This window comes from Bacteroides fragilis, from assembly GCF_019583405.1.
In the GTDB taxonomy this organism is placed as follows: domain Bacteria; phylum Bacteroidota; class Bacteroidia; order Bacteroidales; family Bacteroidaceae; genus Bacteroides; species Bacteroides fragilis_B.
This window is the reverse complement of record NZ_SZUU01000006.1, coordinates 124,670-149,738: the sequence shown is the minus strand read 5'-3', so window position 1 is coordinate 149,738 and position 25,069 is coordinate 124,670. Positions and strand designations below refer to the sequence as shown.

Annotated in this window: 26 protein-coding genes and 1 pseudogene; 26 read left to right on the top strand and 1 reads right to left on the bottom strand. The window is 38.9% G+C overall.

What is annotated here, in order from left to right; translation table 11 throughout:
• The first annotated feature begins 839 nt into the window (after window positions 1–839).
• From upgY to rfbA, 3 genes are all read left to right on the top strand, one after another.
• The gene (gene upgY, locus FDF36_RS14280; protein WP_195317765.1) at window positions 840–1,376 is read left to right on the top strand and encodes a capsular polysaccharide transcription antiterminator UpgY; all 537 of its coding nucleotides are present in this window, start codon (window positions 840–842) and stop codon (window positions 1,374–1,376) included.
• A 19-nt stretch (window positions 1,377–1,395) separates the two neighbouring features.
• On the top strand, window positions 1,396–1,884 hold the full coding sequence (locus FDF36_RS14275) for a UpxZ family transcription anti-terminator antagonist (protein WP_032537211.1): 489 nt from the start codon (window positions 1,396–1,398) through the stop codon (window positions 1,882–1,884).
• Window positions 1,885–2,041: 157 nt separating this feature from the next.
• Window positions 2,042–2,932 carry a glucose-1-phosphate thymidylyltransferase RfbA gene (gene rfbA / locus FDF36_RS14270; RefSeq protein WP_122130260.1) on the top strand — a complete coding sequence of 297 codons (891 nt, stop codon included), beginning with the start codon at window positions 2,042–2,044 and terminating at the stop codon, window positions 2,930–2,932.
• 136 nt (window positions 2,933–3,068) lie between these two features.
• On the opposite strand, the gene FDF36_RS14265 is transcribed toward rfbA, so the two are convergent.
• Window positions 3,069–3,272 (bottom strand): hypothetical protein, encoded by a 204-nt coding sequence (locus tag FDF36_RS14265; RefSeq protein WP_220391784.1) that lies wholly within the window; start codon window positions 3,270–3,272, stop codon window positions 3,069–3,071.
• On the opposite strand from FDF36_RS14265, the pseudogene FDF36_RS21330 reads away from it, so the two are divergent.
• From FDF36_RS21330 to FDF36_RS21325, 23 genes and pseudogenes are all read left to right on the top strand, one after another.
• Window positions 3,250–3,492 (top strand): annotated as a pseudogene (locus FDF36_RS21330) (IS66 family transposase); the annotation flags it as partial. The gene FDF36_RS14265 and the pseudogene FDF36_RS21330 sit on opposite strands and share 23 nt — an antisense overlap.
• Before the next feature lie 135 nt (window positions 3,493–3,627).
• Entirely contained in the window at window positions 3,628–4,965 is a 1,338-nt protein-coding gene (locus FDF36_RS14260) for a nucleotide sugar dehydrogenase (RefSeq protein ID WP_022011151.1), read from the top strand.
• Window positions 4,966–4,969: 4 nt separating this feature from the next.
• Window positions 4,970–6,028: an NAD-dependent epimerase/dehydratase family protein gene (locus tag FDF36_RS14255; RefSeq protein ID WP_122130259.1), complete on the top strand. Its 1,059-nt coding sequence runs from the start codon at window positions 4,970–4,972 to the stop codon at window positions 6,026–6,028.
• Window positions 6,029–6,498: 470 nt separating this feature from the next.
• Window positions 6,499–7,023 (top strand): GNAT family N-acetyltransferase, encoded by a 525-nt coding sequence (locus tag FDF36_RS14250; protein WP_122130257.1) that lies wholly within the window; start codon window positions 6,499–6,501, stop codon window positions 7,021–7,023.
• Window positions 7,023–7,610, top strand: coding sequence for a dTDP-4-dehydrorhamnose 3,5-epimerase (gene rfbC / locus FDF36_RS14245; RefSeq protein ID WP_220391783.1), 588 nt, complete (start codon window positions 7,023–7,025; stop codon window positions 7,608–7,610). The genes FDF36_RS14250 and rfbC overlap by 1 nt, the downstream gene beginning before the upstream one ends.
• 6 nt (window positions 7,611–7,616) lie before the next feature.
• Window positions 7,617–9,044, top strand: a complete 1,428-nt coding sequence (locus FDF36_RS14240; protein ID WP_220391782.1) for a lipopolysaccharide biosynthesis protein — start codon at window positions 7,617–7,619, stop codon at window positions 9,042–9,044.
• 1 nt (window position 9,045) lies between these two features.
• A complete protein-coding gene (locus tag FDF36_RS14235; RefSeq protein WP_220391781.1) occupies window positions 9,046–10,068 on the top strand; it encodes an acyltransferase family protein in 1,023 nt (340 codons plus the stop codon).
• Window positions 10,069–10,128: 60 nt separating this feature from the next.
• A complete protein-coding gene (locus FDF36_RS14230; protein WP_220391780.1) occupies window positions 10,129–11,259 on the top strand; it encodes a DegT/DnrJ/EryC1/StrS family aminotransferase in 1,131 nt (376 codons plus the stop codon).
• Window positions 11,260–11,470: 211 nt separating this feature from the next.
• Entirely contained in the window at window positions 11,471–12,481 is a 1,011-nt protein-coding gene (locus FDF36_RS14225; RefSeq protein WP_220391779.1) for a WaaS/CpsH family glycosyltransferase, read from the top strand.
• Window positions 12,482–12,483: 2 nt separating this feature from the next.
• The gene (locus tag FDF36_RS14220) at window positions 12,484–13,029 is read left to right on the top strand and encodes an acyltransferase (RefSeq protein ID WP_005795227.1); all 546 of its coding nucleotides are present in this window, start codon (window positions 12,484–12,486) and stop codon (window positions 13,027–13,029) included.
• A gap of 86 nt (window positions 13,030–13,115) precedes the next feature.
• Window positions 13,116–14,042, top strand: coding sequence for an acyltransferase (locus FDF36_RS14215; RefSeq protein ID WP_259281452.1), 927 nt, complete (start codon window positions 13,116–13,118; stop codon window positions 14,040–14,042).
• Window positions 14,033–15,181 carry an EpsG family protein gene (locus tag FDF36_RS14210; RefSeq protein ID WP_220391777.1) on the top strand — a complete coding sequence of 383 codons (1,149 nt, stop codon included), beginning with the start codon at window positions 14,033–14,035 and terminating at the stop codon, window positions 15,179–15,181. The genes FDF36_RS14215 and FDF36_RS14210 overlap by 10 nt, the downstream gene beginning before the upstream one ends.
• An 8-nt stretch (window positions 15,182–15,189) precedes the next feature.
• A complete protein-coding gene (locus FDF36_RS14205; RefSeq protein ID WP_220391776.1) occupies window positions 15,190–16,533 on the top strand; it encodes a Gfo/Idh/MocA family oxidoreductase in 1,344 nt (447 codons plus the stop codon).
• A complete protein-coding gene (locus tag FDF36_RS14200) occupies window positions 16,530–17,300 on the top strand; it encodes an SDR family NAD(P)-dependent oxidoreductase (protein ID WP_220391775.1) in 771 nt (256 codons plus the stop codon). Before FDF36_RS14205 ends, FDF36_RS14200 begins: the two co-directional genes overlap by 4 nt.
• A 67-nt stretch (window positions 17,301–17,367) precedes the next feature.
• Window positions 17,368–18,063: an SDR family NAD(P)-dependent oxidoreductase gene (locus FDF36_RS14195; protein ID WP_220391774.1), complete on the top strand. Its 696-nt coding sequence runs from the start codon at window positions 17,368–17,370 to the stop codon at window positions 18,061–18,063.
• A gap of 24 nt (window positions 18,064–18,087) precedes the next feature.
• Window positions 18,088–18,888, top strand: coding sequence for a LicD family protein (locus FDF36_RS14190; RefSeq protein WP_259281451.1), 801 nt, complete (start codon window positions 18,088–18,090; stop codon window positions 18,886–18,888).
• A complete protein-coding gene (locus FDF36_RS14185) occupies window positions 18,885–19,973 on the top strand; it encodes a glycosyltransferase (RefSeq protein ID WP_220391772.1) in 1,089 nt (362 codons plus the stop codon). Before FDF36_RS14190 ends, FDF36_RS14185 begins: the two co-directional genes overlap by 4 nt.
• Before the next feature lie 2 nt (window positions 19,974–19,975).
• The gene (locus tag FDF36_RS14180; protein ID WP_220391771.1) at window positions 19,976–21,079 is read left to right on the top strand and encodes a glycosyltransferase; all 1,104 of its coding nucleotides are present in this window, start codon (window positions 19,976–19,978) and stop codon (window positions 21,077–21,079) included.
• A 158-nt stretch (window positions 21,080–21,237) separates the two neighbouring features.
• Window positions 21,238–22,368: a glycosyltransferase family 4 protein gene (locus FDF36_RS14175; protein WP_220391770.1), complete on the top strand. Its 1,131-nt coding sequence runs from the start codon at window positions 21,238–21,240 to the stop codon at window positions 22,366–22,368.
• Complete coding sequence (locus FDF36_RS14170) at window positions 22,365–22,979, top strand: sugar transferase (protein ID WP_032531135.1); 615 nt, start codon at window positions 22,365–22,367, stop codon at window positions 22,977–22,979. Before FDF36_RS14175 ends, FDF36_RS14170 begins: the two co-directional genes overlap by 4 nt.
• A 12-nt stretch (window positions 22,980–22,991) precedes the next feature.
• A complete protein-coding gene (locus FDF36_RS14165) occupies window positions 22,992–23,576 on the top strand; it encodes an acetyltransferase (protein WP_220391769.1) in 585 nt (194 codons plus the stop codon).
• A 13-nt stretch (window positions 23,577–23,589) separates the two neighbouring features.
• Window positions 23,590–24,723 carry a DegT/DnrJ/EryC1/StrS family aminotransferase gene (locus tag FDF36_RS14160; protein ID WP_220391768.1) on the top strand — a complete coding sequence of 378 codons (1,134 nt, stop codon included), beginning with the start codon at window positions 23,590–23,592 and terminating at the stop codon, window positions 24,721–24,723.
• A 106-nt stretch (window positions 24,724–24,829) separates the two neighbouring features.
• On the top strand, window positions 24,830–24,961 hold the full coding sequence (locus FDF36_RS21325; protein WP_259281450.1) for a hypothetical protein: 132 nt from the start codon (window positions 24,830–24,832) through the stop codon (window positions 24,959–24,961).
• The last annotated feature ends 108 nt before the right edge of the window (window positions 24,962–25,069 follow it).

Genomic DNA, 25,069 nt, shown 5'->3' with positions numbered 1-25,069 from the left:
TAATAGTTTTTTGTCATTTATATATCGGGCTAACGCAATTTGTGATGTCTCCTTTTTTATACCCATTGCTCCATTTTGATAGAGTGTGATTAGTAGCTTTAAGCATTCGTAGTGTTTCAAAACAATCCCTTGTATGGGTTTCTCCTTTTTTCGTCCCCTGTTTGACTTAAGATTTTTATTGTCAGAGGTTTGCTTGTTGTCCGTTTTGTTTTTTTTGAGTTCCTTTTTTTTCTTCTTGTTGTTTGTTTTCGTAGTTCATACTCTTTTTTAATTTTAGTGATTTTTATTTGTGTAAAATATGGCAAAGGTATGGACGAAAAATTTAGTAAACTTGCAAATACAGGATAAAATGTGGTGTTTGATTTTTATTGGAGTAGTAAGTTGTTGGCTTATAATGCGATAGTTTGGTAAAATAGGGATGTTTCAAAAAACGTTCGTCTATTTGAACGCAAAGATAAGGGGTATTTTCATAATAGCAAAATGTTTAATAAAAAAAATGATTTGCACTCTTGGGACTCTATTTTAACATATTAATTGTTAGATAGATACCTATGAATAAAAATCTCTTTTTTATCTGTCTGCTTTTATGTTTTGATAATGAAAAAATGAATACAAAAATAGAGTTCAAATAAACGAACGTTTAAAAATACGTTTTTTTAGTGTAATTCGTTTATTTATAGCTTCTTACCAGACAGGTAATGAGTAACTACAAGAAACCGTGGCAAGAGAGTACAAAGCTTGCTGTATATTACATAAAGTACTCGCAAGTGATTGAATTTCAGGTGTGTGCAAGAAGTTCAAAGCCCCGGGAGAATGTCCTTTTCTGAAATAATCGAATAATGGAAGTGGAGAAAGAGACTGAAATATGGTTCGCTATGCGTGCCACCTACCGTCGGGAGACTGACGCTATGCGGTTGCTTGCGAAAGAGAACTTGGGCTGTTTTGTCCCCATGCAATACAAGATAAGTATGAAGAAAGGAAAAAAAGTCCGTGTCTTGGTTCCTGTTATTCACAATCTGATTTTTATTCACGCTTGTCCTTCCGAAGTGAAGCGTGTCAAGTCTATGGTTGCTTATTTACAGTATATCACCGATACCCGTAGCGGCAAGAAGATAATTATCCCCGACAATGAAATGCAGCGCTTCATCGCTGTAGCCGGCACCTACAGTGACCATCTCCTATACTTTCAACCCGATGAACTCAACCTGTCCAAAGGCACCAAAGTCCGTATTACGGGTGGTGACTTCGAGGGTCAGGAAGGTGTTTTCCTGAAAGTGAAAGGCGCCCGGGATCGTCGCGTGGTCATTGCTATACAAGGTGTCATAGCAGTTGCCATGGCCACCATTCATCCTGATCTTATAGAAGTAATCAAATAATTCATAATTCAAATTTATTATGACTCTTTCCGAAGAAGTAGCTTCCCTTCAGCGTGCCGCGCACGACCTGATGTATTTGGGCATGGACGGGAGTCCCATTTACAGCGATGACTTGTCCCGCCGTAACAATGAAGTTTACCGCTTGACCACAACATTGTATAATTCCGGTATCAAAGGTTCTACGGTTGAAGAGCAGGCCTCTGTCTGTCTCGCTCTCCTGATGGGTTACAACGCATCGTTCATCGACCATGGAGAAAAGCGCGAACATATCCAGGAAATATTAGATCGTTGCTGGGATATCCTCGATACCCTTCCCGCTTCGCTATTGAAGCTCCGCCTGCTTACTGCCTGCTATGGTGAGGTATTCGACGAGCCTTTGGCTGACGAAGCCCGTGCAATTATCGCTTCTTGGGATTCGGTGTCACTTACTACTGAACAGCAAGAGGCTATCAACGAGTTTCAGACTGTGGTGGATAATCCTTATCCGTGGGAGTATGTTGAAGAATAAATTGGGATGAACGAAAGATAGTGATTTTTTGAGTAATCTGTAAGCATTCAATTTAGGGCTCAAAAATGATATATATCTTTGCTGCCAATCAACAAACAACTGTTATGGCTGTATGCCAATAGTTACAAATCAATCGAATTCCCTTTAAGTTTTAATTATGAAAGGTATTGTTTTGGCCGGTGGTTCCGGCACTCGCTTATATCCGATCACTAAAGGGGTAAGCAAGCAGTTACTTCCGATATTTGATAAGCCGATGATCTATTATCCTATCTCTGTACTCATGTTGGCGGGGATTCGTGAAATATTGATTATTTCCACTCCTTATGACTTATCCGGCTTTCAACGTTTGCTGGGTGACGGTTCTGACTTCGGAGTGCGTTTTGAATATGCGGAACAGCCTTCTCCCGATGGTTTAGCACAAGCTTTTATTATTGGAGAGAAGTTTATTGGTGATGATTCAGTATGTTTAGTTTTGGGTGATAATATTTTTCATGGCAATGGCTTTTCGGTTATGTTAAAAGAGGCAGTCCGTGTTGCTGATGAAAAGCAAGAGGCAACGGTGTTTGGTTATTGGGTGAATGATCCGGAGCGTTATGGTGTTGCGGAGTTTGATAAAAGAGGTAATTGTCTTTCCATTGAAGAAAAGCCTAAAGTGCCTAAAAGCAATTATGCCGTTGTTGGACTTTATTTTTATCCTAATAAGGTTGTAGAAGTTGCTAAGAACATAAAACCTTCTGCTCGCGGTGAGTTAGAAATCACAACTGTGAATCAGTATTTCCTGAAAAAAGAACAATTGAAAGTACAGACTTTGGGGCGTGGCTTTGCTTGGTTGGACACAGGTACTCACGACTCTCTGAGTGAAGCAAGTACTTTTATCGAAGTGATTGAGAAACGTCAAGGGTTGAAAATAGCTTGTCTGGAAGGGATTGCACTTCGCCAAGGTTGGATTAATTCTGATAAAATGAAGAAATTGGCTCAGTCTATGTTGAAAAACCAATATGGGCAGTACCTTTTAAAAGTAATTGATGAATTAGCTGCAGACCAGTAATGAATATAATAGAAACCGCCATAAAGGGTGTTGTGATTATTGAACCTCGCTTTTATTGATTCTTAACTCGTTTTGAGTGTCAAGTAACTACTCATCTATACGAATACGTAAGTAAGGGTACGATTTATCGATTGGCCTATCGGACCAATGCTAAAACGGCATCCCAACGTGAATATTGATTCTTTTTTGCCGTATAGGTGACTGAATGTATCGCCATAAAGTCCTTGGTGTCTTTGTCGCTACGGAAGCCACCGCTTCTTTTTTGTTTTACCTTTAAGATTCTGATTCCACCTTCCACCAGATTATCAAAAAGTTTGGATAACGAAGTTGAACGAACCATTCGAAAGCTGACTACTCAACGAAACAGTTCGCTTCATTACGATAGTGACGCAGGAGCTGAAATGGCTGCAACTTATCACAGTGCGATTGGAATAGTGAAGCTTCATGGCAGTTCTATTTGGAACTTCATCGGAACTTTTTTCAAAAATATCTTTAACGGGTGCAGGGATTATGTTAACATGCTCCCTGACAAAATCACTTTGGCTACATGCCAATGTTAAATTCAAAACCAATTAATTAACGAAACTCAGTTTAGGGCACACTTGTGTGCCCTTTCAAAGGGGGTATGCCCTAAATTGAATGCTTACGGTTGTTGTAATGCCAACTAATTAATTGTGGATAAAAGTTAATACGATATGCAAGAATACAAAGATTTGAAAATCGCCGTTGCTGGTACAGGCTATGTAGGTCTCAGCATGGCAGTACTATTGTCACAACATCATAATGTGGTGGCTGTGGATGTGATACCCGAAAAGGTAGAGAAGATAAACCGTCGTGTGTCACCGATACAGGATGAGTATATTGAAAAATACTTTGCGGAAAAGGATTTGAAATTGGCCGCAACCCTTGACGGGAAAGCAGCCTATAAGGATGCGGACTTTGTTATCATAGCTGCTCCCACCAACTACGATCCTGTCAAGAATTTCTTCGATACTCATCATATTGAGGATGTAATAGACTTGGTGTTGGAGGTGAACCCTGATGCCGTTATGGTTATCAAGAGCACTATTCCTGTTGGTTATACACGGTCGCTTTATAAGAAATATGCCCAACTGTTTCAGCTGAAACCAGAATTGAAAGGTAAGCATTTCAACCTGCTCTTCTCGCCTGAGTTCCTTCGCGAAAGCAAGGCACTCTACGACAACCTCTATCCCAGTCGTATCATCGTAGGCTATCCAAAGATCATCGATGGAAAAGAGTTCGATGAGGAGAATACAGCCATTAAATCTATCGGCAATTCCGATGCAGAGGAATATGCGAAGATATTTGCAAAACTTTTGCAAGAGGGAGCGATAAAGGAAGAAATTGATACCTTGTTCATGGGTATGAAGGAGGCAGAAGCTGTGAAGCTATTTGCCAACACCTACCTTGCCCTGCGTGTCAGCTACTTCAACGAATTGGACACTTACGCTGAAATGAAGGGCTTGGATTCACAAGCCATTATCAGCGGTGTGGGGCTTGATCCACGTATTGGTACGCACTACAATAATCCCAGCTTCGGCTATGGCGGCTACTGCCTACCGAAAGACACAAAGCAGTTGTTGGCCAACTATGCAGATGTTCCCCAAAACATGATGTCTGCCATTGTGGAATCAAATAGAACCCGCAAAGACTTCATTGCCAACCAAGTGCTGAACAAGGCCGGCTATTACCATGAGAGTGCGAATTGGGAAGCTGAAAAGGAGAAGGAGGTGGTTATCGGCGTGTATCGCTTGACGATGAAGTCCAACTCCGATAACTTCCGTCAGTCGGCCATTCAGGGCATCATGAAGCGCATCAAAGCCAAAGGGGCCACGACCATTATCTACGAGCCCACCCTGGTGGACGGGGAATCTTTCTTCGGTAGTAAGGTAGTCAACGACCTCGATGCCTTCAAGCGGCAGTCGCAAGCCATCATTGCTAACCGCTACGATGCGTGCCTGGACGACGTGAGGGAGAAAGTATATACGCGTGACATTTTTAAAAGGGATTAGTTTCATGTTGGAATACAATATAGATTTGAAAGGCAAGACTATTCTTGTCACAGGTGCCGCAGGTTTCATCGGCAGCAATCTGGTGAAACGGTTACTAACAGACTTTGACAATATCAAAGTTATCGGCATCGACTCTATTACTGATTACTACGATGTCAATCTCAAATACGAACGTCTGACGGAAATAGACAGTCTGTCTAAGGATTGGACGTTCCTCAAAGGCAGCATCGCCGACAAAGCACTCATTGAGAACGTTTTCACCGAAAACAAGATAGATGTAGTAGTCAACCTCGCCGCACAGGCAGGTGTACGTTACAGCATTACTAACCCCGACAGCTATATCGAGAGCAACCTCATCGGTTTCTACAACATATTGGAAGTCTGCCGTCACCATGAGGTAGCACATTTGGTCTATGCCAGCAGTTCCTCTGTCTATGGTAGCAACAAGAAGATACCCTATTCCACCGATGATAAGGTGGACAATCCTGTTAGCCTCTATGCTGCCACCAAGAAAAGCAACGAACTGATGGCGCACGCTTACAGCAAACTATATAATATCCCATCTACAGGTCTTCGTTTTTTCACTGTCTATGGTCCTGCCGGTCGTCCAGACATGGCATACTTCGGTTTCACGAACAAACTCGTGAAAGGTGAGACCATTAAAATATTCAACTACGGCAACTGCAAGCGTGACTTCACCTACGTTGATGACATAGTAGAAGGAGTAGTCAGAGTGATGCGACACGCTCCCGAAAGACGAACAGGTGAGGACGGTCTGCCCGTTCCTCCCTATACCATATATAATATAGGCAATAACCAACCCGAGAACCTGTTGGATTTTGTCACCATCCTGCAAGAAGAACTCGTTCGCGCTGGTGTGCTTCCAGCTGAATACGACTTTGAGGCACACAAGGAACTCGTCCCCATGCAGCCTGGTGATGTTCCTGTCACTTACGCGGACACAACACCCTTGGTGCAAGATTTCGACTTCAAACCATCGACCCCTTTGCGTGAAGGACTGTGTAAGTTTGCGGAATGGTACAATGGGTATTATAATAAATGAACGTAAAATTAAAATATTTTTTTAAAGTTTTCAAAATTCTCAACAGTTCGTTTTATAATGGTTTAGAGAAATTTTGAGGAGAAATGGACGCTTAGTGTGTCACGAGGATTATAATATAAATCTATATATGGATATAATTTGTAACTTTAAAAGAGATGAAGGTAGATCTTCCGCATTCGGTGTGCAGGCATTGATTACAAACCACTTTGTGCTGCCTTTCAAGACTCATCAAAACCAAGATGTTAAGCAAATTTTGGGATAAGGACTGATAAATCAAGTGTCTATCTCTATGACCCATGATAAAAACAAAACACGATGAATCAATCCATCAAAATAACTCCAAGAGTAATCGCAAATTTTGCGAGAAGACCTTAAAAAAATGAAAGCATAGCATTTGTGCAGTTGATAAAGTACTCCCACTGAGGACAAGTGTCATCGTTCTTTTGAAGATGAAATATAATAATTGAAATATGAAAATAGTATTAAGACCAATCACATTGCAAGATGGAGTTCATCTTGTAAAGTGGCGTAATGACGAAAGAGTGATTAACCATTGTCTCAGTCGAGCAACAATTACTGAAGAATCAAATAAAGAGTTCTACGAGAATTTTGTGAAGACAGGCAAATATAAGCAGTTCATGGTGGAACGCTTGAATGAGGATTTCCCTATCGTAGCATACCCTATTGCAACTGTATATCTGAAGGATATGGACTACACCAACAAGCGTTGTGAGCTGTGTATTTTCACCAGTACAGATACAGAGTGGACACCAGATAGCCAGAGTATGGCTATTCGTATGCTTGTTGATAAAGCTTTCACGGAATATGGTATGCATAAGGTGTATTCGTACGTATTCTATAAGTATCCCGATGAAGTAGAATTACTTAAGAACGCAGGATTCTCTGCAGAAGCTATTCTTAAAGATGAGGCTCTCAATGCCGAAGGGAAGTATGAAGACATCGTTAGATTAAGCATTATTAATACTGAAAAGTAATGAACGTAATCAAAACTACCATTGAAGGCGTAGTTGTCATTGAACCCAAAGTGTTTAAGGATTCAAGAGGATATTTCGTCGAATCCTTCTCACAACGAGAGTTTGATGAGAAAGTTGCTATACCCCAATATGGTAAACCAATACTGTTCGTACAGGACAACGAAAGTATGTCCAGCTATGGGGTAATGAGAGGCCTTCATTTTCAGTTACCTCCGTTCACTCAATCCAAATTAGTCCGTTGTGTCAAAGGTAAAGTTCTTGACGTAGCCGTTGACATCCGCAAAGGCTCACCCACCTACGGACATCACGTTGCTGTGGAGTTGACGGAAGATAATCATCGCCAGTTCTTTGTTCCAAGAGGCTTTGCGCATGGCTTTGCTGTTCTCAGCGAAACCGCTGTCTTCCAGTATAAATGCGACAACTTCTATGCACCACAGGCAGATGGCGGCATCTCTATTAAGGACGGGAGCCTTGGTATTGATTGGTGTATACCGATGGACAAAGTAATTTTATCCGAGAAAGACACACAACACGAATGTTTAAAAGACTTTACCCCCCCTTTTGATATTGAGGTTTCTTTGTATTAATGATATATGGCAAAGGCTAATGGAATAATAGGTTCATTATTGTGGAAATCAGGTGAACGGATAATGGTGCAAGGAATAGGTTTGTTGGTTCAGATAATCCTCGCCCGTCTCCTTATGCCTGAAGATTTTGCGAGCCTTGCGATTATTACCGCTATAGTCAACTATCTTGGTATCTTTGTGCAATGTGGTCTGTCAGCCGCAGTCGTCCAGAAGAAAGACCTATCAGAGATAGATGTATCCACATTGACTACGCTTAGTCTTTTGGTGGCATTAATTCTCTATGTAGGATTGTTTCTTATGGCACCTGTGATTAATTCGTGGTACAATATGGAAGAACTTGTGTGGCCAATCAGAGTAATGGGTATAGCATTGTTCTTATACTCCTTCAATTCCATACAGAGCGGATTATTGCAGAGAAAAATGATGTTCCAAACTATGTTTGTCCGTAGTTTGCTTGCCACTCCTATATCAGCGGTCATAGGTATAACTATGGCCTATTTAGGGTGTGGAGTATGGGCACTTATTTGTTACGTCTTGTCGAATATTCTGGCAATAGTCATATTTATGAATATGCTTCCAGAAATACGTTTGAAGCTTGGATTCTCAAAACAAAGCGCAAAAGCATTGTACTCTTTCAGCCTTAAGATATTAGGAACTAACCTTGTAAGTGCAGGAGGCGACACTATCCGTACGATGACCATAGGAAAGGTTTACAAGCCTGCTACACTTGCGTATTATGACCGGGCATATACTTACTCTGGTCTTGTTACTCAAGTAGTAAATACTTCAATATCATCAGTCCTATTGCCTGTCTTTTCCAGATCACAAGACGATAAAAGTTACATAAAGGAGATGGCTCGCCGTTCCGTCAGTATGTCGGCATTTGTGATGATACCTGTTCTGCTTCTTGTGGCGCTTGTATCAAAGCCATTGATTTTAATTGTCCTAACAGATAAATGGCTACCGTGTGCCCCATTCTTAAGTCTGTTCTGTTTGCTTAGAATTCCAGGTATCATAACATCTGTAGATAAACAAGTGTATCTCTCTTTATGGAAAAGCCAGATAGGGTTGTATTATGAGATGATTCTTTTGGCAATCAACTTGCTATCCCTCGTCTTGATGATTCCATACGGAGTGTTCGCTATTGCAATAGGCTATGTTGTAGTCGAGTTTGCTGGCAATTTTATGCTATGTGTTATCAGTGATAAAGTCTATAACTACTCTTTGATTGAGAGAACTAAAGATTTGATTAAACCCGTTTTCTCTTCCATAATAATGTTAGCTTGTGGCTATCTTCTGTCTCTCATAGAACTCCCTCTGTGGATGACTTTGATATGTCAAGTATTGGTATGTTCAGTTATATATCTGTTCATGCAATACATCCTAAGAGATAGCAGTTTAGCATTTATTATAAACAAGTTCAAAAAGAAATAAAATGGGACAACAAAGACAATCTGGAATAGAGCTGTTGCGCTTGCTGGCAATGTTTGGAATAGTATTAAGTCACTGGGGCGGACATGGTTCGTGGGAACTAACACCAGACAATACGAACCTTATCAACAAAGTTTTCATTCAGCTTACGCAATATTTCGGAGAGGTAGGCAATTGCATATTTGTGATGATTACGGGGTTCTTTTTAGCCTCTCGTGATTCGATGAATACCAAAGGTCTCATGCGTGTAGTAAAAGATGTGAAGTTCTATGCATTTACAACTTGGCTTCTTGTAGTTGCTTTGGGATTTGTCAAATTTAGCATAACGGGTGGGGGACTTTCTTTACTGCCAATTATCTATAGCCAATACTGGTTTGTAGCACCATTTTTGCTCGTTTTGGTGTTGTCACCTTGTCTTAACAAATTGTTGTTAGCATTCACAGACAAGCAACGAAAATGGTACTTCGCATTGTTGCTTGCCATTGAACTTGTTTTACCGCTTATTTTTGCAAAAACAGTGTCTTCCAACCTTGGAGCATTTGTATTGTTCTACTCTATAGGCGCACAATTGCGTTATTTGCCAGAGTTGGAAAATAAATTGATGAGGTACAATAAAGGCTTGACCATAGCTGGATTTGGTTTGGCAATAGCTTCAATTCTGTTGCTCGATATTGTCACACCTGTTTTGGGCTTTAAAGCAAATTTAAGTATGCACTTCATTGGAAGGTTTTCAATCCTGCCGATTATAGGCGCATTAGGCTTGTTCTTACTCTTTAGCAAGATGAATATCACATCTACTATTATCAACTTACTTGCTCAAAGTGCGTTTGCGGTTTATTTGATTTCAGAAAATCCAAATGTCTATCCATGGTTTTGGAAACGAGTGTTCGACAATATCGATTATTTCAACACTCCTTATATGATTGGAGTGGCACTCCTGCAATGTGCCATTGTATTCGTTACCTGTATTACCATAGATATGTTGTACAAGAGATTACAGAAATTGATTGAATTTCGACATCGATAAAGATTTTAAGATGTTCAAAATCAATACATAGGTATATGTAAATATTAAATTTTATTTATCATGATTAATGTTTTTCAACCTACTTTAGGGGGAGAGGAATTAGCCCGCATCAAAGAGGTTTTCGATTCCAATTGGATTGGAAAAGGTAAACTCGTCAACGAGTTTGAGAAGAAATGGGCTGAACACGTCGGTTCGACTGCAAATAGAGTGCTGACAACAAACTGTTGTAGCGAAGGGTTATTCTCTTCTATGCACCTTTGCGACATCAAGCCAGGTGATGAGGTCATCCTTCCTACCATCAGTTTTGTCGGAGCTGGCAATGCAGTTTGTGCCAACGGCTCAAAGATGGTTCTTTGTGATGTTGACCCACGCACACTTAATGCTCGTGCTGAAGACATCGAAAAGTGCATTACATCCAAAACAAAAGCAATACTTCTTCTTCACTTCGGAGGAATTGCCTGCGGGATGGACGAGATTATGGCATTGGCTGATGCCCACAATCTGAAGGTTATAGAGGATTGTGCAGCAGGAGTATGTTCTTCCTACAAAGGAAAGGCATTAGGAACATTCGGGGACATCGGCATGTGGTCATTTGATGCCATGAAGATTCTTGTTTGTGGCGATGGTGCAGCTTTACATTTCAGAGACCCTGAATTACGAGAGCGAGCTGAGAAGTGGCTCTATTTCGGACTTGAAGCCAAAAGCGGATATGAGAACAGTGTAGCTCAGAAGTGGTGGGAGTTCGACATCAGTTCATTCGGTCATCGTGCCATCATGAATGATGTGACAGCAGCCATGGCTCTTGAGCAATTCAAGAGACTGCCGTCCTTTATGGAAGCACGTTCAAAAGTTCACGAGTTCTATAACGAAAACCTTAAAAATGTCAATTGGCTAGACCTTCCTCTGCCTATAGCAGAAGGTTGCACTACGTCATATTATTTCTATCACATTCAGGTTAAGAACGGCAAGCGAGATGAGCTGGCAAAATACCTGCGCGACTGCGGAATTTACACTACTTATCGCTACTTCCCGCTTCACAGAGTCCCAGGCTATGGTGTTCATGCATGTTGTCCTAATGCAGATTATGCGGTCGACAACACTCTTTGCATGCCGATGCATCAAAGCCTCTCGCTTGATGACTTAACCTTGATTGTCGATACAATCAAGGAGTTTGGCTCTAAGTATTGTTAATGCTCGATGATTTAAAACTTTTTAGATAGTATGAAAAAGTTTATCAACATAAAATTCTTATGCACATGTGGTTAACTGGTGAGGATGTACAAAAGATAGCTACTATATAAACGCCTTTGTAAAATAACCCAAATGGCAACTGGCAATATAGGTAGTTCCTTTGGAATGTGGCTCAATACTACCTGCCAGTTCAAAACGTAATTTTTAAAATATGGAATATAAATACAATTATGTCATCTTTAATTCACCTGATAACAAGTTAAGAGTAGACAATGACGGTTACTATACAATTTGTACAAAAGATTTGGAAAATTTAGAGCAGGCAAGAGTTGTTTCATATCCGTTGGATAAACACCTTTATTGGATACGGTTACTTTTTGCCCTACACACATCTGAAAAAATTTCAAAACATATAAAGTTGCCTTTTCAGAATCTTTGGTATCCGCTATATTTTAAAAATAACTTTTCTGTACAACTACCTATGTGTTTTATAATAATAAGTCGTAGCCTACCGTTAGGCTATTTACATTATCTCAAGAAGAAGTATCCTGATTGTAAAATCGTACACATACACAGGGACTTTCTTTCAGTCGGGCAAAGAATGAGACCAGATTTGCATTTTAATCCAATTTTTGATTTAGAAATGACTTATGATGAGGCTGAATCAAAAGAATATAATATCCCACATTTTGACGAATTTGAGTCTGCAATAGAAATAACAAGAGAGAAAGAGTTTGAGTCCGATGTTTTTTTTGCAGGAAAAGCAAAAGATCGACTTCCATTATTGTCAAGAGCATATAATCAGTTAACAAAAGCTGGTCTTAAAGTATTCTTTTACCTTACACAAGTGCCAAAAAATGAGAGAACAGAATTACCAGGAATAGTGTATTCTGATACTTTTATGTCATACAGGGAAATGCTTTATCATTCCGTAAACACAAGGTGTATGCTTGATATTACGCAGAATAATCAACAAGGTTATACATCTCGTTTTTTAGAAGCTGTTATTTATGGAAAGAAGTTAATAACGAGTTGTAATTATGTACAGAAATCTAAGTTTTATGATAGAAATAAAATTCAAGTCCTTGAAGATATGAATAATATAAACATTGATTTCATTACGGAAGGAACTGGTTTCGTTGATTATGGCTATCATGATGAATTTTCTCCTTTGAATATGGTAGAAAGAGTTGAAGAAGAGTTAAATAAATTATTTAGTTAATTGTGTTGAATTTGTTTGTAAGATTAGTTAACTTATACTGGCGTTTTCTTGTGTCTCCAGAAAAGTATGCTTTACATATTGGCGTAAAAATAGGTAAGAATTGTTTTATTGCTACAAGAGAGTGGAGTAGTGAACCTTATTTGATATCAATAGGTAATAATTGTCAAATAACAAGAAATGTTTATATACACACGCATGGTGGAGGTCAAGCAGTACGCAATATTTGTCCAGAGTTTGATGCATACGGAAAAGTAACAATTAACGATTGGGTTTATATAGGAGCAAATTCTCATATAATGCCAGGAGTAACAATAGGTGAAGGATGTTTGATAGCAGCGGGAAGTGTGGTTACAAAATCCGTCCCCAAAAATTGTGTAGTTGGCGGAAATCCTGCAAAAATCATTTGTTCTACTAACGATTTTCTAAACAGGAATCACTTTTACAACCTGAACACTAAAGGAAAATTTAAAAACTCAGAGGAGAAGAAGGCATATTTAATGAGTATCCCAGAAGAAAAATTTATCAAAAAAGAGTTGCTTAAGAAATAACTCTCAAATATAGTATTATGAACTTATCTAAGATTATACCAATACGATATAATTTAGGCAATTTAAGTCAGTATAGGACTCCATTGATGGGAATGTCCATCATTATGATTTTATTATGTCATGCGCGAATGGATGGTGCACAGTTGCCAGATGTAGTTTTAAGTATATTATCGTTAGGCAATTGGGGTGTTGACATTTTCCTTTTAGTTTCAGGTATAGGAATGTATTATTCCATTAGTAAAAAAGGTAATAATATTAATTGGGAGGGGTGGATTCTAAGTAGGCTTAAACGGGTTCTTATCCCATATCTCATTTTAGAGTCCCCCTTTTGGATTTGGTACTCTCTACATAATGGCACTGGGATTGAGGGGTTCTTTTATTATATTTCTTTTTGCTCATATTGGACAGAACATGTTGGTTTATGGTTTTTAGCATTGCTTATACCTTTATACATTATTACTCCTTTACTCTATAAACTTCTCAGTTCTTCGTATAAATATTTAAATTTAGGTGTTTTACTTGTTATTGTTATGGTAGTTTCTATTTACCCAATAGTAGATAATACTATAATAAATACGATACAAAGTTGCTTGTCTCGTACTCCATGTTATCTTATAGGCTTATGTATCGGTAGTGAGGTAAAAGAATCAAAAAGATCATGCCTTATTTATTTGATTTTGATAATTTTTTACATGGTGTTGCAAACCTTTGATAGCTTCTCGGCTGTATATAAAGGTTGGATTTGGGCTTTATTGATAGCAGTTCTTTTTGCTCAACTATTTTCTTATATATCTCGTAGCCGTCTTTATAATGTTATAACTTTACTTAATTATATTGGGAAGTACACATTGGAGTTATATATTGGACTAGATGTCTCCAAAAATATTCTCATTCAATTTATGGGTTTAAGCACATCTTATTGGCTCCTATCAATTTGTGGCAGTATAGTATTCGCGTTCTTATATAATGCAGTATTCTTAAAAATATTCAGCAAAGGTTTGAAATGGAGTTGACGATTATATACATCATAATAGTATTATTATTAGCTTTTACATCCAATAACAAAGGTGTCAACATTTTGTTAGTGTTAACCCTTTATCTTTTGCTGGCATTTGAGCATTCAGATCAAGATTATTTAGCTTATGTTAATTCTTATGATGCTGTAGGCTCTGGCAATATTTTTGAATTGTGGGGATACGAACCCTCTTTTTTCTTATTTTGCATGTTAGGTAATAAATATGGTTTATCATTTGATGCAGCAAGGGCAATTATTTGCTTATTTGAAGTTTTTGCTATATGGTCAACCATTAAAGTATTTACAAATAGAATTGCATGTGTTATAGCTCTCTTCTTGATTTTCCCAGCAACGGCTGATGCTGAACTATTTCGATGGCTGGCAGGAATGTGTGTGGTTATCTTTGCGTTGCCTTATTTGATTAGAGGAGAGTCAAAGTGGGATTATCTAATGTATTCTAGTTTGGTAGTAATAGCGACTACTCTTCATACATCATGCTTGTTTTTTTTACTTTATAATCTTCTTTGTATAAAAGATAGAAAGATTCTATCTACTGTTGTTTTAATTGCATTTATAGTGCTTTTTGTAACAGCTCAAACAAGGTTATTATACAAAATCATCGCTTTCCTCCCTATTCCAGATACTCTTAATGATAAGTTTCAACAGACAGGTGAGTCAAATATATTTGGTTTGATTGGTTTGACTATTAGATGCTTTTTTGTATTGAGCTTAGGGTACTTTATCTATATAAAATCTTATTTTATTGCAAAAAAGAGTATAAAGTCTTTTGAATACTTCTCTTTCAATAGATTTAAGTATCCACAATATGAAATGTCAGTTTTGTTGTTTAATAAGTTGTTTAGTATAAATGTTATTTCGCTTTTGCTTATAGTTATTGCTATATATACACCCCAAGTTCAACGTTTATTTCATGTATTGTTGTTTATAAATTATGTGGCAGCGGTAAGTTTGTATAAAGAGAGTAAAAACAAGTCGGTACTGACTGTCGCTTTCTTGTGTTGTATAATGACATTGCTGTTGCATCTAATTAATGGTGAGCAAAATGTAGCGATTTTGCTTAGCCATTTTAAGGAGGGTTTTTTAGTAAATTTGGTATCCTGTATCAACAATTGGTAATATAGGAAATGACAAGAGTAATAACATACGGCACATACGACCTTCTGCACGAGGGTCATATTAACATTCTTCGTCGAGCAAAAGAACTTGGCGACTACCTTATTGTTGGTGTCACCAGCGACAGCTTCGACAGAGGTAGAGGGAAGCTCAATGTGCGCAATAACGTTTTGGAGCGCGTTGAGGCAGTCAAGGCGACAGGCTATGCTGATGAGGTAATTATTGAAGATTGTCTTGGTCAGAAGATTGATGATATCCAGCGATATGATATTGATATATTCGCCATCGGATCCGATTGGAAAGGTAAATTCGACTATCTCAACGAATATTGCAAGGTTGTTTATCTTCCTCGTACCGAAGGCATCTCTTCTACTATGCTTCGAGAGCAGACAGAAGAGGTGTATCGCATTGGTATTGTTGGCTCAGGAAGAATAGCTAAACGTTTTGTTCCTGAAAGTAAGGTAGTCAATAGTGCAAATGTGACAGCTGTTTTCGACCCCAACAAGGAAAATGCTGTTGCTTTTGGAAAATTGTTTGGTGTAAAGCCATTTTCGGATAGTTTTGAGGATTTCCTCGAGGAAGTGGATGCTGTTTATGTGGCATCGCCTCATCTTACCCACTATGATTACACCAAAAAGTCTCTTTATGCTGGCAAACACGTGCTCTGTGAGATACCTTTTATGCTCAATTCTGAACAGGCCCGCGAGCTTTATGATTATGCCGAGGCTCACGACATTGTCCTCTTGGAGGCCAGCAAGACCGCCTTCAGTCCGTCGTTCAATCATCTTGTGACGCTGGTAAAGAGTGGAGTGATTGGTGATGTGGTAGATGTAAAGACATCACTCTCAAAGATGGTTGACGCTCCCACTCGTGAACTCGATGCCTCTCTGGCAGGTGGTGCGATGAACGAGCATGCCCCGCTTAACATGATGGCTATCGTGAAGCTGTTAGGAAAGAACTATACCAAGGTGGACTTCTACTCAAAAGTAGAGAATGGAGTTGATATATATACAAAGGCAAACATCTGCTATCCACACGCAACTGCTTCAATGACTTTGGGGATTGGAGTGAAGACTGAGGGTAATATGATTATCTCTGGCACGAAGGGTTATGTATATGTTCCTGCTCCATGGTGGCTAACTGACTTCTTTGAGATTCGATATGAAGACCAGACAAAGAACAAGAAGTATTTCTACAGCTATGATGGTGAAGGACTCCGCTATGAGATACAGGAGTTTATGTCAATGATTGTGAATCATCGCAAGAGTTCATACAAACTCCGTCGGAGAGAGAGTATTGCTATAGCTGAGGTAATAGAGAAATTCAATAAGAAAGATAATTTTAATGAAATATGAGAAAAGCATTAATTGTTGGAGGTGCAAATGGCATTGGCTTGTCAATTGCAACCCAATTGTCAAATCGTGAAGATTGCGAAAGGGTCTATATTGTTGATAAAGCCCTTATTGCAGAGCAATATTTGAATCAAAAATTTGAGAGCATACAGTTTGACCTTATTACTGAAGATTACTCAATATTTGATAGCTTTAAAGATGTAGATACCCTTATGATAACAGCTGGATTTGGAAAGCCGAGCCTCTTCAAGGATATTGCTGAGCAGCACATAACAAGTTCTTTTAGCGTGAATGCTGTGGCTCCAATAAGAATCATCCATCATTTCATGGACAAGCTCGCAGGAAAAGAGGATTTTCGTTGCGGCGTAATGGTAAGCATTGCTGGCTTTATGTCTTCACCTTTCTTTGCCGTTTATGGTGCGACAAAGGCTGCACTCAAGATTTTTATTGAGAGTCTGAATGTCGAGCTTGAGAAGGGCGGAAGCACTAATCGCATACTAAATGTTTCCCCTGGTTCTATCAAGGGCACGAGTTTCAATAATGGGAAGACAGACCTTTCTGTTACAGAAGCATTGGCAAACGAGATTATTGAACATCTCGAAGCAAAGGACGATTTATTCATTCCTCAGTATGAAGAAATCTTCAAGCAAGTGCTCGCACGCTATAAAGCTGACTTTAGAGAAGAGGGAAGACACAGTTATGAATATAAATTGAATCGTATGAAATCAGAACGATTACCCCTCCCACACCCAACTGCACAAGTGAAATAGAAATTTTTCACTTCTACCATATTGTCTTACAATTAAAGAGCGAATCGTTTGCAGAAAGGAGAGCCGCATGAAATACGCAGTTGTAACAGGAGGCACTTCTGGGATGGGTTTAGGTGTTGCCAAGATGTTAGTTAGCAAAGGGTATTATGTTTTTGCAACATACATTGGTCCAGATTTCACAGAACATGTTGCGAACTTCAAAGCTATCAAAACCGATCAGACGAATCGTGAGGAAGTGTATAGGTTCATCAATTATGTGAAAAGCAAGACAGATCATTTGGATTGTTTGCATTGCAATGCAGGTATGAGCATACGTAAGTCATTTACTGAATATACCGATAAGGATTGGGATATGATGATGGAAGTAACTGTCAATTTGCATTATATTATGTGTCGAGAGTTCTTCCCTATCATTCCTGATGGCAGTCGTATCCTTTTCACAGGTTCGCAGATGGGCGTACAGCCCCATGCAACGGTCTTGGCTTATGGTGTCACCAAATCGACAGTTCATGCCCTTTGTAAGAATCTTGTGAAGGAGTTTGAGGGAACAGGAACAACGGTAAATACCATTGTCCCTGGGTTTGTGGAGACACCATGGCAGAAAGAAAAACCGGAAGAGATTAAACAAAACATATATAAGAAGACAGCTATTCACCGTTTTGCTACTATTGATGAGATTGTTGATGCATTCAGATTTTGCATAGACAATCCTTTCATAAATGGCAGTTTGATAGAGGTGAATGGTGGCTACAACTTTAAATAGTAAAGAGATAAAATGATAAAGGTTATGAAGGAATTGACATTTGAAGAACTGCATCATCATTTGCTTGAAATAGCAAAAGCATTTGATGCAGTCTGTAGAAAAAACAATATTCCATATTATATGTTAGGAGGAACCATGTTGGGGGCTATTCGTCATAAAGGTTTCATACCTTGGGATGATGATATGGATTTTGGGGTGCCGAGAAAATATTTTGATAGTCTTGTTGAAATATTTGAACGTGATTTGCCTTCTAAATATAAATGCCGTACAATTTATAATTCAAGGAATATAACACTACCATTTTATAAAATAGAAGATACAACAACCAAGTGTCAAAATAATCAGTATTACGGCAAAATACAAGATTTCTTTGGATTAAATATCGATATATTTCCTCTCGACAGCTGTGATCCTCACAATCACGATGTTAAGAACCTGTTGTGGCTTGTTGATAAATATGCGAGAATATATACACGTGCAGCTAATGATAGTAAGAAAAAAGAGTTTGTTAAGAGAATAATTAGATTCTTTATACCTTTTTCTAAAAAAACGATATATAATTATATTGAGAGAAAAGCTCACGCACTTTCACCAGGTAATTATTTAGGGAATCTTTATGGACGTTGGAAAGAAAAAGAAATTATACCAACGGATTGGTATGGAAACAATTCATATTATTCATTTGAGGATTCATATTTCCAAGGTTTTGTAGAGTATGATAAATATTTAGCACAACTTTATGAGTCATATATGGAGTTACCACCAGAGAAAAAACGTACAACTCATTCAGGTAAAGTAGTAAAGATTGAAAGGCAAGAGAAATGAAAAGAATTACTTGTTTTACCTCGAACCTAACAGGAGGGGGGGCTGAGCACCAGTTAACAATTCTCTCAAACCTTTTGGCAGAAAAGGGTTATGATGTTACTATTGTAACATACAACAACATTCCAGACCATTATGTCTTAGATAAAAGAATAAAGAGAATTCTCCTCAATGTTGATGGGAAGAACAATATCATTAAGCAATTGATTATTTCAAAATTCTTTTTTACACATAAGACTGATTGCATTATCAGTTATAGGTCTGTGCCAAATTTCATTTTGTTGCTCCCCCTCTTTATAACAAGAAAGCCTAAGATTATTGTGAGTGAAAGAAATATGACGATAGTTCCTAGCTTTCGCGAGATAATCAATTACAACATACTATACAACAGGGCTGACCACGTTGTCCCAAATAGTCACACACAGGCAAAATATCTTAAAGGACTAAACAAAAAATGGAAAGACCGTATAACAACAATCACAAACTATACAGACGTAGAAGAGTATTCGGTAAAGCCTGTTCCTAAAAGCACTGAAGTTATCAAAATAGGTGTATTTGCACGACTTTTTCCTCAAAAGAACTACGAGAGATTCTGTTTTATGCTCTCAAAATTAAAGACTTTTTCAGATAGGCAATTTTGCGTATATTGGTATGGTGATAAGAAAGAGGGAGAATTCATAAAAGGCTCTATTCATATACATCAATTGATTGAAGAATATCATATTGCAGATGTGTTTAAAGTAAAGGAAGCTGTGAGTAACGTCGCTGATTATATGAATCAGTTCCATGCAATGTGCTTGCCATCTTTATACGAAGGATTTTCAAATTCCATTTCAGAATATATATGTTGTGGAAAGGCTGTTTTGTGTAGTGATGTGAGTGACAATCACATAATGGTACATGATGGGGTTAATGGTTTCCTGTTTGCCCCAACAGATGTAAATTCCATGTGTGACGCTTTTTGTAAATTCTTTCAGCTAACACAAAACCAAATTATTGAAATGGGTATAAATAGCAGACAAATTGCTGAAACATTATTTGATAAAGATAATTTTATTAACTCATATGTCAGACTTATAGAAGACTGATTATGAAGATACTACAGGTAATAACTTCCCTTCAAATAGGTGGAGCGGAGAAACTCATTTCTGAAATATCTCCATTGCTGCGAGACAAGGGGCATGAAGTGGATGTGCTTGCTTTCGATGGAGTGGAAACACATTTCAAGAAATCTCTCGAAGAGGCTGGCATTAAGGTCTATAGTTTCAGTAAAAACTGTAATGTCTATAATCCCCTTGTCATTCTCAAGTTGGTAAAGGTGATGAGAAATTATGATATAGTACATACACATAACACTGCTCCGCAGCTATTTGCTGCCATAGGTAGTGTGTTATGCTCGGTGCTGCTCGTCACCACCGAGCATACCACTTCCAATCGCAGACGCGATTGGAAGTGGTATGCTCCTATCGACAGATGGATGTATAAACGATATAGCAAAGTGATTTGCATATCCAATCAAGCGGAGGAAAACCTTAAGGCGTTTCATCCTTCGTTGAAAAACGTATGTACTATTTACAATGGCGTAGATGTACAAAAATTCCATGACGCAAAGCCTCTTGGATGCATACGAAGTGAGAAAACGACTGTTGTGATGGTGGCTGGATTTAGGTATCAAAAGGATCAAGATACGCTCATCAAATCATTCAGTCATCTTGACGAAAATAGATTTGAATTATGGCTTGTCGGAAATGGAGAACGCCGTCCAGAGTTAGAGTGTTTGATTAAAGAACTCAATCTTGAATCAACTGTTAAGCTTATGGGAATAAGAGCTGACATACCTGAAGTCTTACAGTCGGCAGATATAGTAGTGATGTCTTCACATTTTGAAGGTCTTTCTCTGTCAAACGTGGAAGGGATGTCTGTCGGCAAGCCATTTGTCGCAAGTGATGTTGACGGTTTAAGGGAGGTCGTAAGCGGATATGGACTACTTTTCCCACATGGAGATGACAAAGAACTCGCTTCTATTATCAAAAGGCTTGCAGAAGATAAGGATTTTTATAAACAGGTAGCAGATAAATGTTGGGAACGCGCTCAGATGTATGACATAAAGAAGATGGTTGATTCTTATAGCGACTTATTTGTCAGTCTGAAAAGGGATTTAACATGCTCTCTGCCCGCACAAGTGAAGCCTTGATGGCTAATGGAGCGATACCATCGGTGGCGAGACGGATTATGCGTCACTTTTACCTGTAAATATTACAAAATAACTTAAAGTTTAATCAATAAAATAGCTCAATGTGTGCTGTAATATCTCTTAGGGCATTATAGCCGTACAGTGAGTGCTTACATATAATGAAACGTAAACTGCTTCGGATCACAACTATCTCAGATAGTTTGTTTGGATTGTTAAAAGGGCAACTAAATTTTTTTAATCATTATTATGATGTTGTTGGAGTAGCGTCTGGTAATAAGTATTTGACTTCCGTAGCATTGAGAGAAGGTGTAAGAGTCATTGATGTACCAATGAGACGCGGAATTAATTTACTTTTCGATATTCAATCTTTAATAATATTAATTGCGCTATTTATTAAAGAACGTCCTTATATTGTTCACACTAATACGCCAAAGGCAAGTTTGCTATCAATGATAGCAGCCTGGATTACAAGGGTACCAAATCGTATTTATACCGTAACTGGTTTAAGGTTCGAAACAACCACTGGGACATTGCGTTATGTACTTATGATTATGGAAAGAATTACATGTTGGTGTGCAACGAAAGTGATACCTGAAGGTGAGGGAGTAAAGCGAACTTTGTTAGCAGAAAAAATTACTAATAAATCTTTGCATGTAATTCTCAATGGTAATATTAATGGTATTGATATAGAATATTTCCAGCGATCTCATGGTGTCAAATTGAGTGCTGATATTTTTATGAGTGATTCATTTACATATATTTTTGTCGGCCGTTTAGTGAAAGATAAAGGTATAAATGAATTAATTCATGCTTTTGTTAGATTATATCAACGATATTCTGGGATTCGTTTGTTACTTGTTGGTTCATTTGAATCTAAATTAGATCCACTAGAAGAAAATACTTATCAATTAATACATAATCATGAGGCTATTTCCTTTGTGGGTTTTCAAGAAGATGTACGCCCTTGTTTTGCAGCTGCAGATGTCCTTACTTTCCCGAGTTATCGAGAAGGGTTTCCTAATGTAGTTCTTCAAGCTGGGGCAATGGGACTTCCAGCTATAGTGACGGATATTAGTGGCTGTAATGAAATAATAGAAGATGGAGTTAATGGAAAAATAATAAAACCTAAAGATGAAACATTATTGTATGAAACAATGAAATGGTTTTATGAACATAAGGATGGGGAAGTGTTGAGTATGGCAAAGCAGGCTCGTCCCATGGTTGTAAGCCGATATGAACAAAATAAAGTTTGGGAAGCGTTATTAAAAGAATATCAATCATTAGAATGAATACATATTATAATTTTACAAAGAGGTTGGTGGATTTCTTTGTTGCTTTTTGTGTGCTAATTGTTCTCGCTCCTCTGTTGCTTATTATAGCCATTATTTTGTGTTTTGCTAATAATGGAAAATGTCTTTTTTTTCTTCAGGAGAGGCCCGGATGGCATGGTAAAATCTTTAAAGTCATCAAATTTAAAACCATGACAGATGAACGTGATGCAGAAGGAAACTTACTTCCAGATGATAAACGATTAACGAAGGTTGGTAAGTTTGTTCGTTCTACTTCGATTGACGAGCTTCCACAATTGATTAATGTTTTGAAGGGTGATATGTCCTTTATTGGTCCCCGTCCGTTGTTACCTCAATATCTTCCTTTATACAATAAAGAACAGGCTCGTCGGCATGAAGTCCGTCCCGGGATAACCGGTTGGGCCCAAGTGAATGGACGAAATGCCATTTCGTGGGTAAGGAAGTTTGAGTTGGATGTCTGGTATGTAGACCATTGTTCGTTTTTTCTGGATCTGAAGATCTTTTTTTTGACTATTAAAAAGGTTTTTGTACGTGAGGGTATCAGTTCTGATACTTCAGTAACAATGGAACCTTTTACAGGGAATAATTAATCAGTAACAATCATGTTTTTATATGGTGCCAGTGGTCATGCCAAAGTGATCATTGATATTTTACGAGCCGGTCATGAATCGATTGAAGCGTTGTTTGATGATAATGTGGAGGTTACTTCTCTTCTTGGTCATCCCGTATTACGTCCGTCGGAAGTGCGGGGACCACTGATCGTCAGTATTGGTAATAATCGGATACGGAAGAGGATTGTGGATACTTTGTCCGTGGAGTTTGGACGTGCGGTTCATCCTTTATCTATTGTATCTGAACTTGCAAACGTCGGAGAGGGGAGTGTCGTGATGCAAGGGAGCATTATACAGGTGTGTGCTCAGGTAGGCAGGCATTGTATTATTAATACCGGTGCCTCTGTGGATCATGAATGTGTCATTGAGGATTATGTGCATATTTCTCCGCATTCTACTCTTTGCGGGAATGTATCAGTCGGAGAGGGAACTTGGATTGGTGCCGGTACTACCGTTATTCCCGGTGTGAAGATAGGAAAGTGGAGTGTGATCGGTGCCGGTTCTGTGGTGACTAAGGATATTCCTGACCGTGTTTTGGCAGTGGGAAACAGATGTGAAATAATTAAGAGTATCTAAAATTATATTATTTATGAACAAACGAATCTGGCTTTCGCTTGCTCACATGGGTGGCCGTGAGCAAGACTTTATAAAAGAGGCCTTTGATACGAACTGGGTTGTGCCTTTGGGACCTAACGTGGATGCTTTTGAGCAATCTTTGGCTGAATATTTGCATGAAGACCGCCATGTGGTGGCCTTGAGTGCGGGAACGGCTGCACTTCACTTGGGCTTGATTCTTCTGGATGTAAAACCCGGTGATGAAGTGATCTGCCAAAGCTTTACTTTTGCGGCCTCTGCCAATCCGATTTCTTATCTGGAGGCCAAACCTGTTTTTGTTGACAGTGAGAAGGATACGTGGAATATGGATCCGGTATTGCTCGAGGAGGCCATAAAGGACCGTTTGCGCAAGACGGGTAAGCTTCCGAAAGCGATTATTCCGGTTCACCTTTATGGCATGCCTGCTAAGATGGACGAGATCATGGAGATTGCGGGGCGTTATGGTATCCCCGTATTGGAGGATGCTGCGGAGGCTTTGGGCTCGGAACTGAACGGACAGAAGTGCGGCACTTTTGGTGAACTGGCAGCGCTTTCTTTCAATGGGAATAAGATGATTACCACTTCCGGTGGAGGTGCTCTGATTTGTCGCACGGAAGAGGAGGCCCGGCAAACAAAGTTCTACGCTACGCAGGCTCGTGATGCCGCTCCACATTATCAGCATACCCACATCGGTTACAACTATCGGATGAGTAATATTTGTGCGGGTATCGGTCGTGGGCAGATGTTTGTCCTCAATGAACATGTTGCCCGAAGACGGGCTATACATACTCTTTATACGGAGCTGCTTAAGGATGTTTCCGGTATAACGGTTCTTCAAAACCCTGATGAGAGGTTTGATTCAAATTTCTGGTTAACTTGTATCTTGGTTGATCCGAGTGTTGCCGGTAAGACTCGTGAGGACATTCGTTTGAAACTGGATGCTGAGAATATAGAGACTCGTCCGTTATGGAAGCCTATGCATCTTCAGCCTGTATTTGTAGATGCTCCATTCTATGGAAACGGTACGGGTGAACACTTATTTGATATCGGGCTTTGTCTGCCTTCAGGACCGACATTGACGGATGAAGATATCAGGAGAGTAGTAGATACGATCAGACAAGATATGTAAAAGTATACCCGTTGGGGTATAAATAAATGCTGTGCTCCCACTTTTATACCATATCGGGTATAAAAGTGGGAGTCTTTTATTATACTTGTGCCCCAACGGGTATAATATGGAAAATCAAACGATAACAGAATACGTAAAACAAATGCGTAGGGAAACCGGACTAATACAGGTGGATCTGTCAGAGAAAGCCGGTGTAGGATTAGGTTTTGTACATGCGTTGAAACTGTTGATAATATGATACTTATAACTTTCCCTGAGGGATCGGTTCTGGATGCCCTGTTTTCCTTTGTCATCTTCCTGTAAATGTTCACCTTTGTGGCGTTGATCAACGAAATGTGAATAAAAT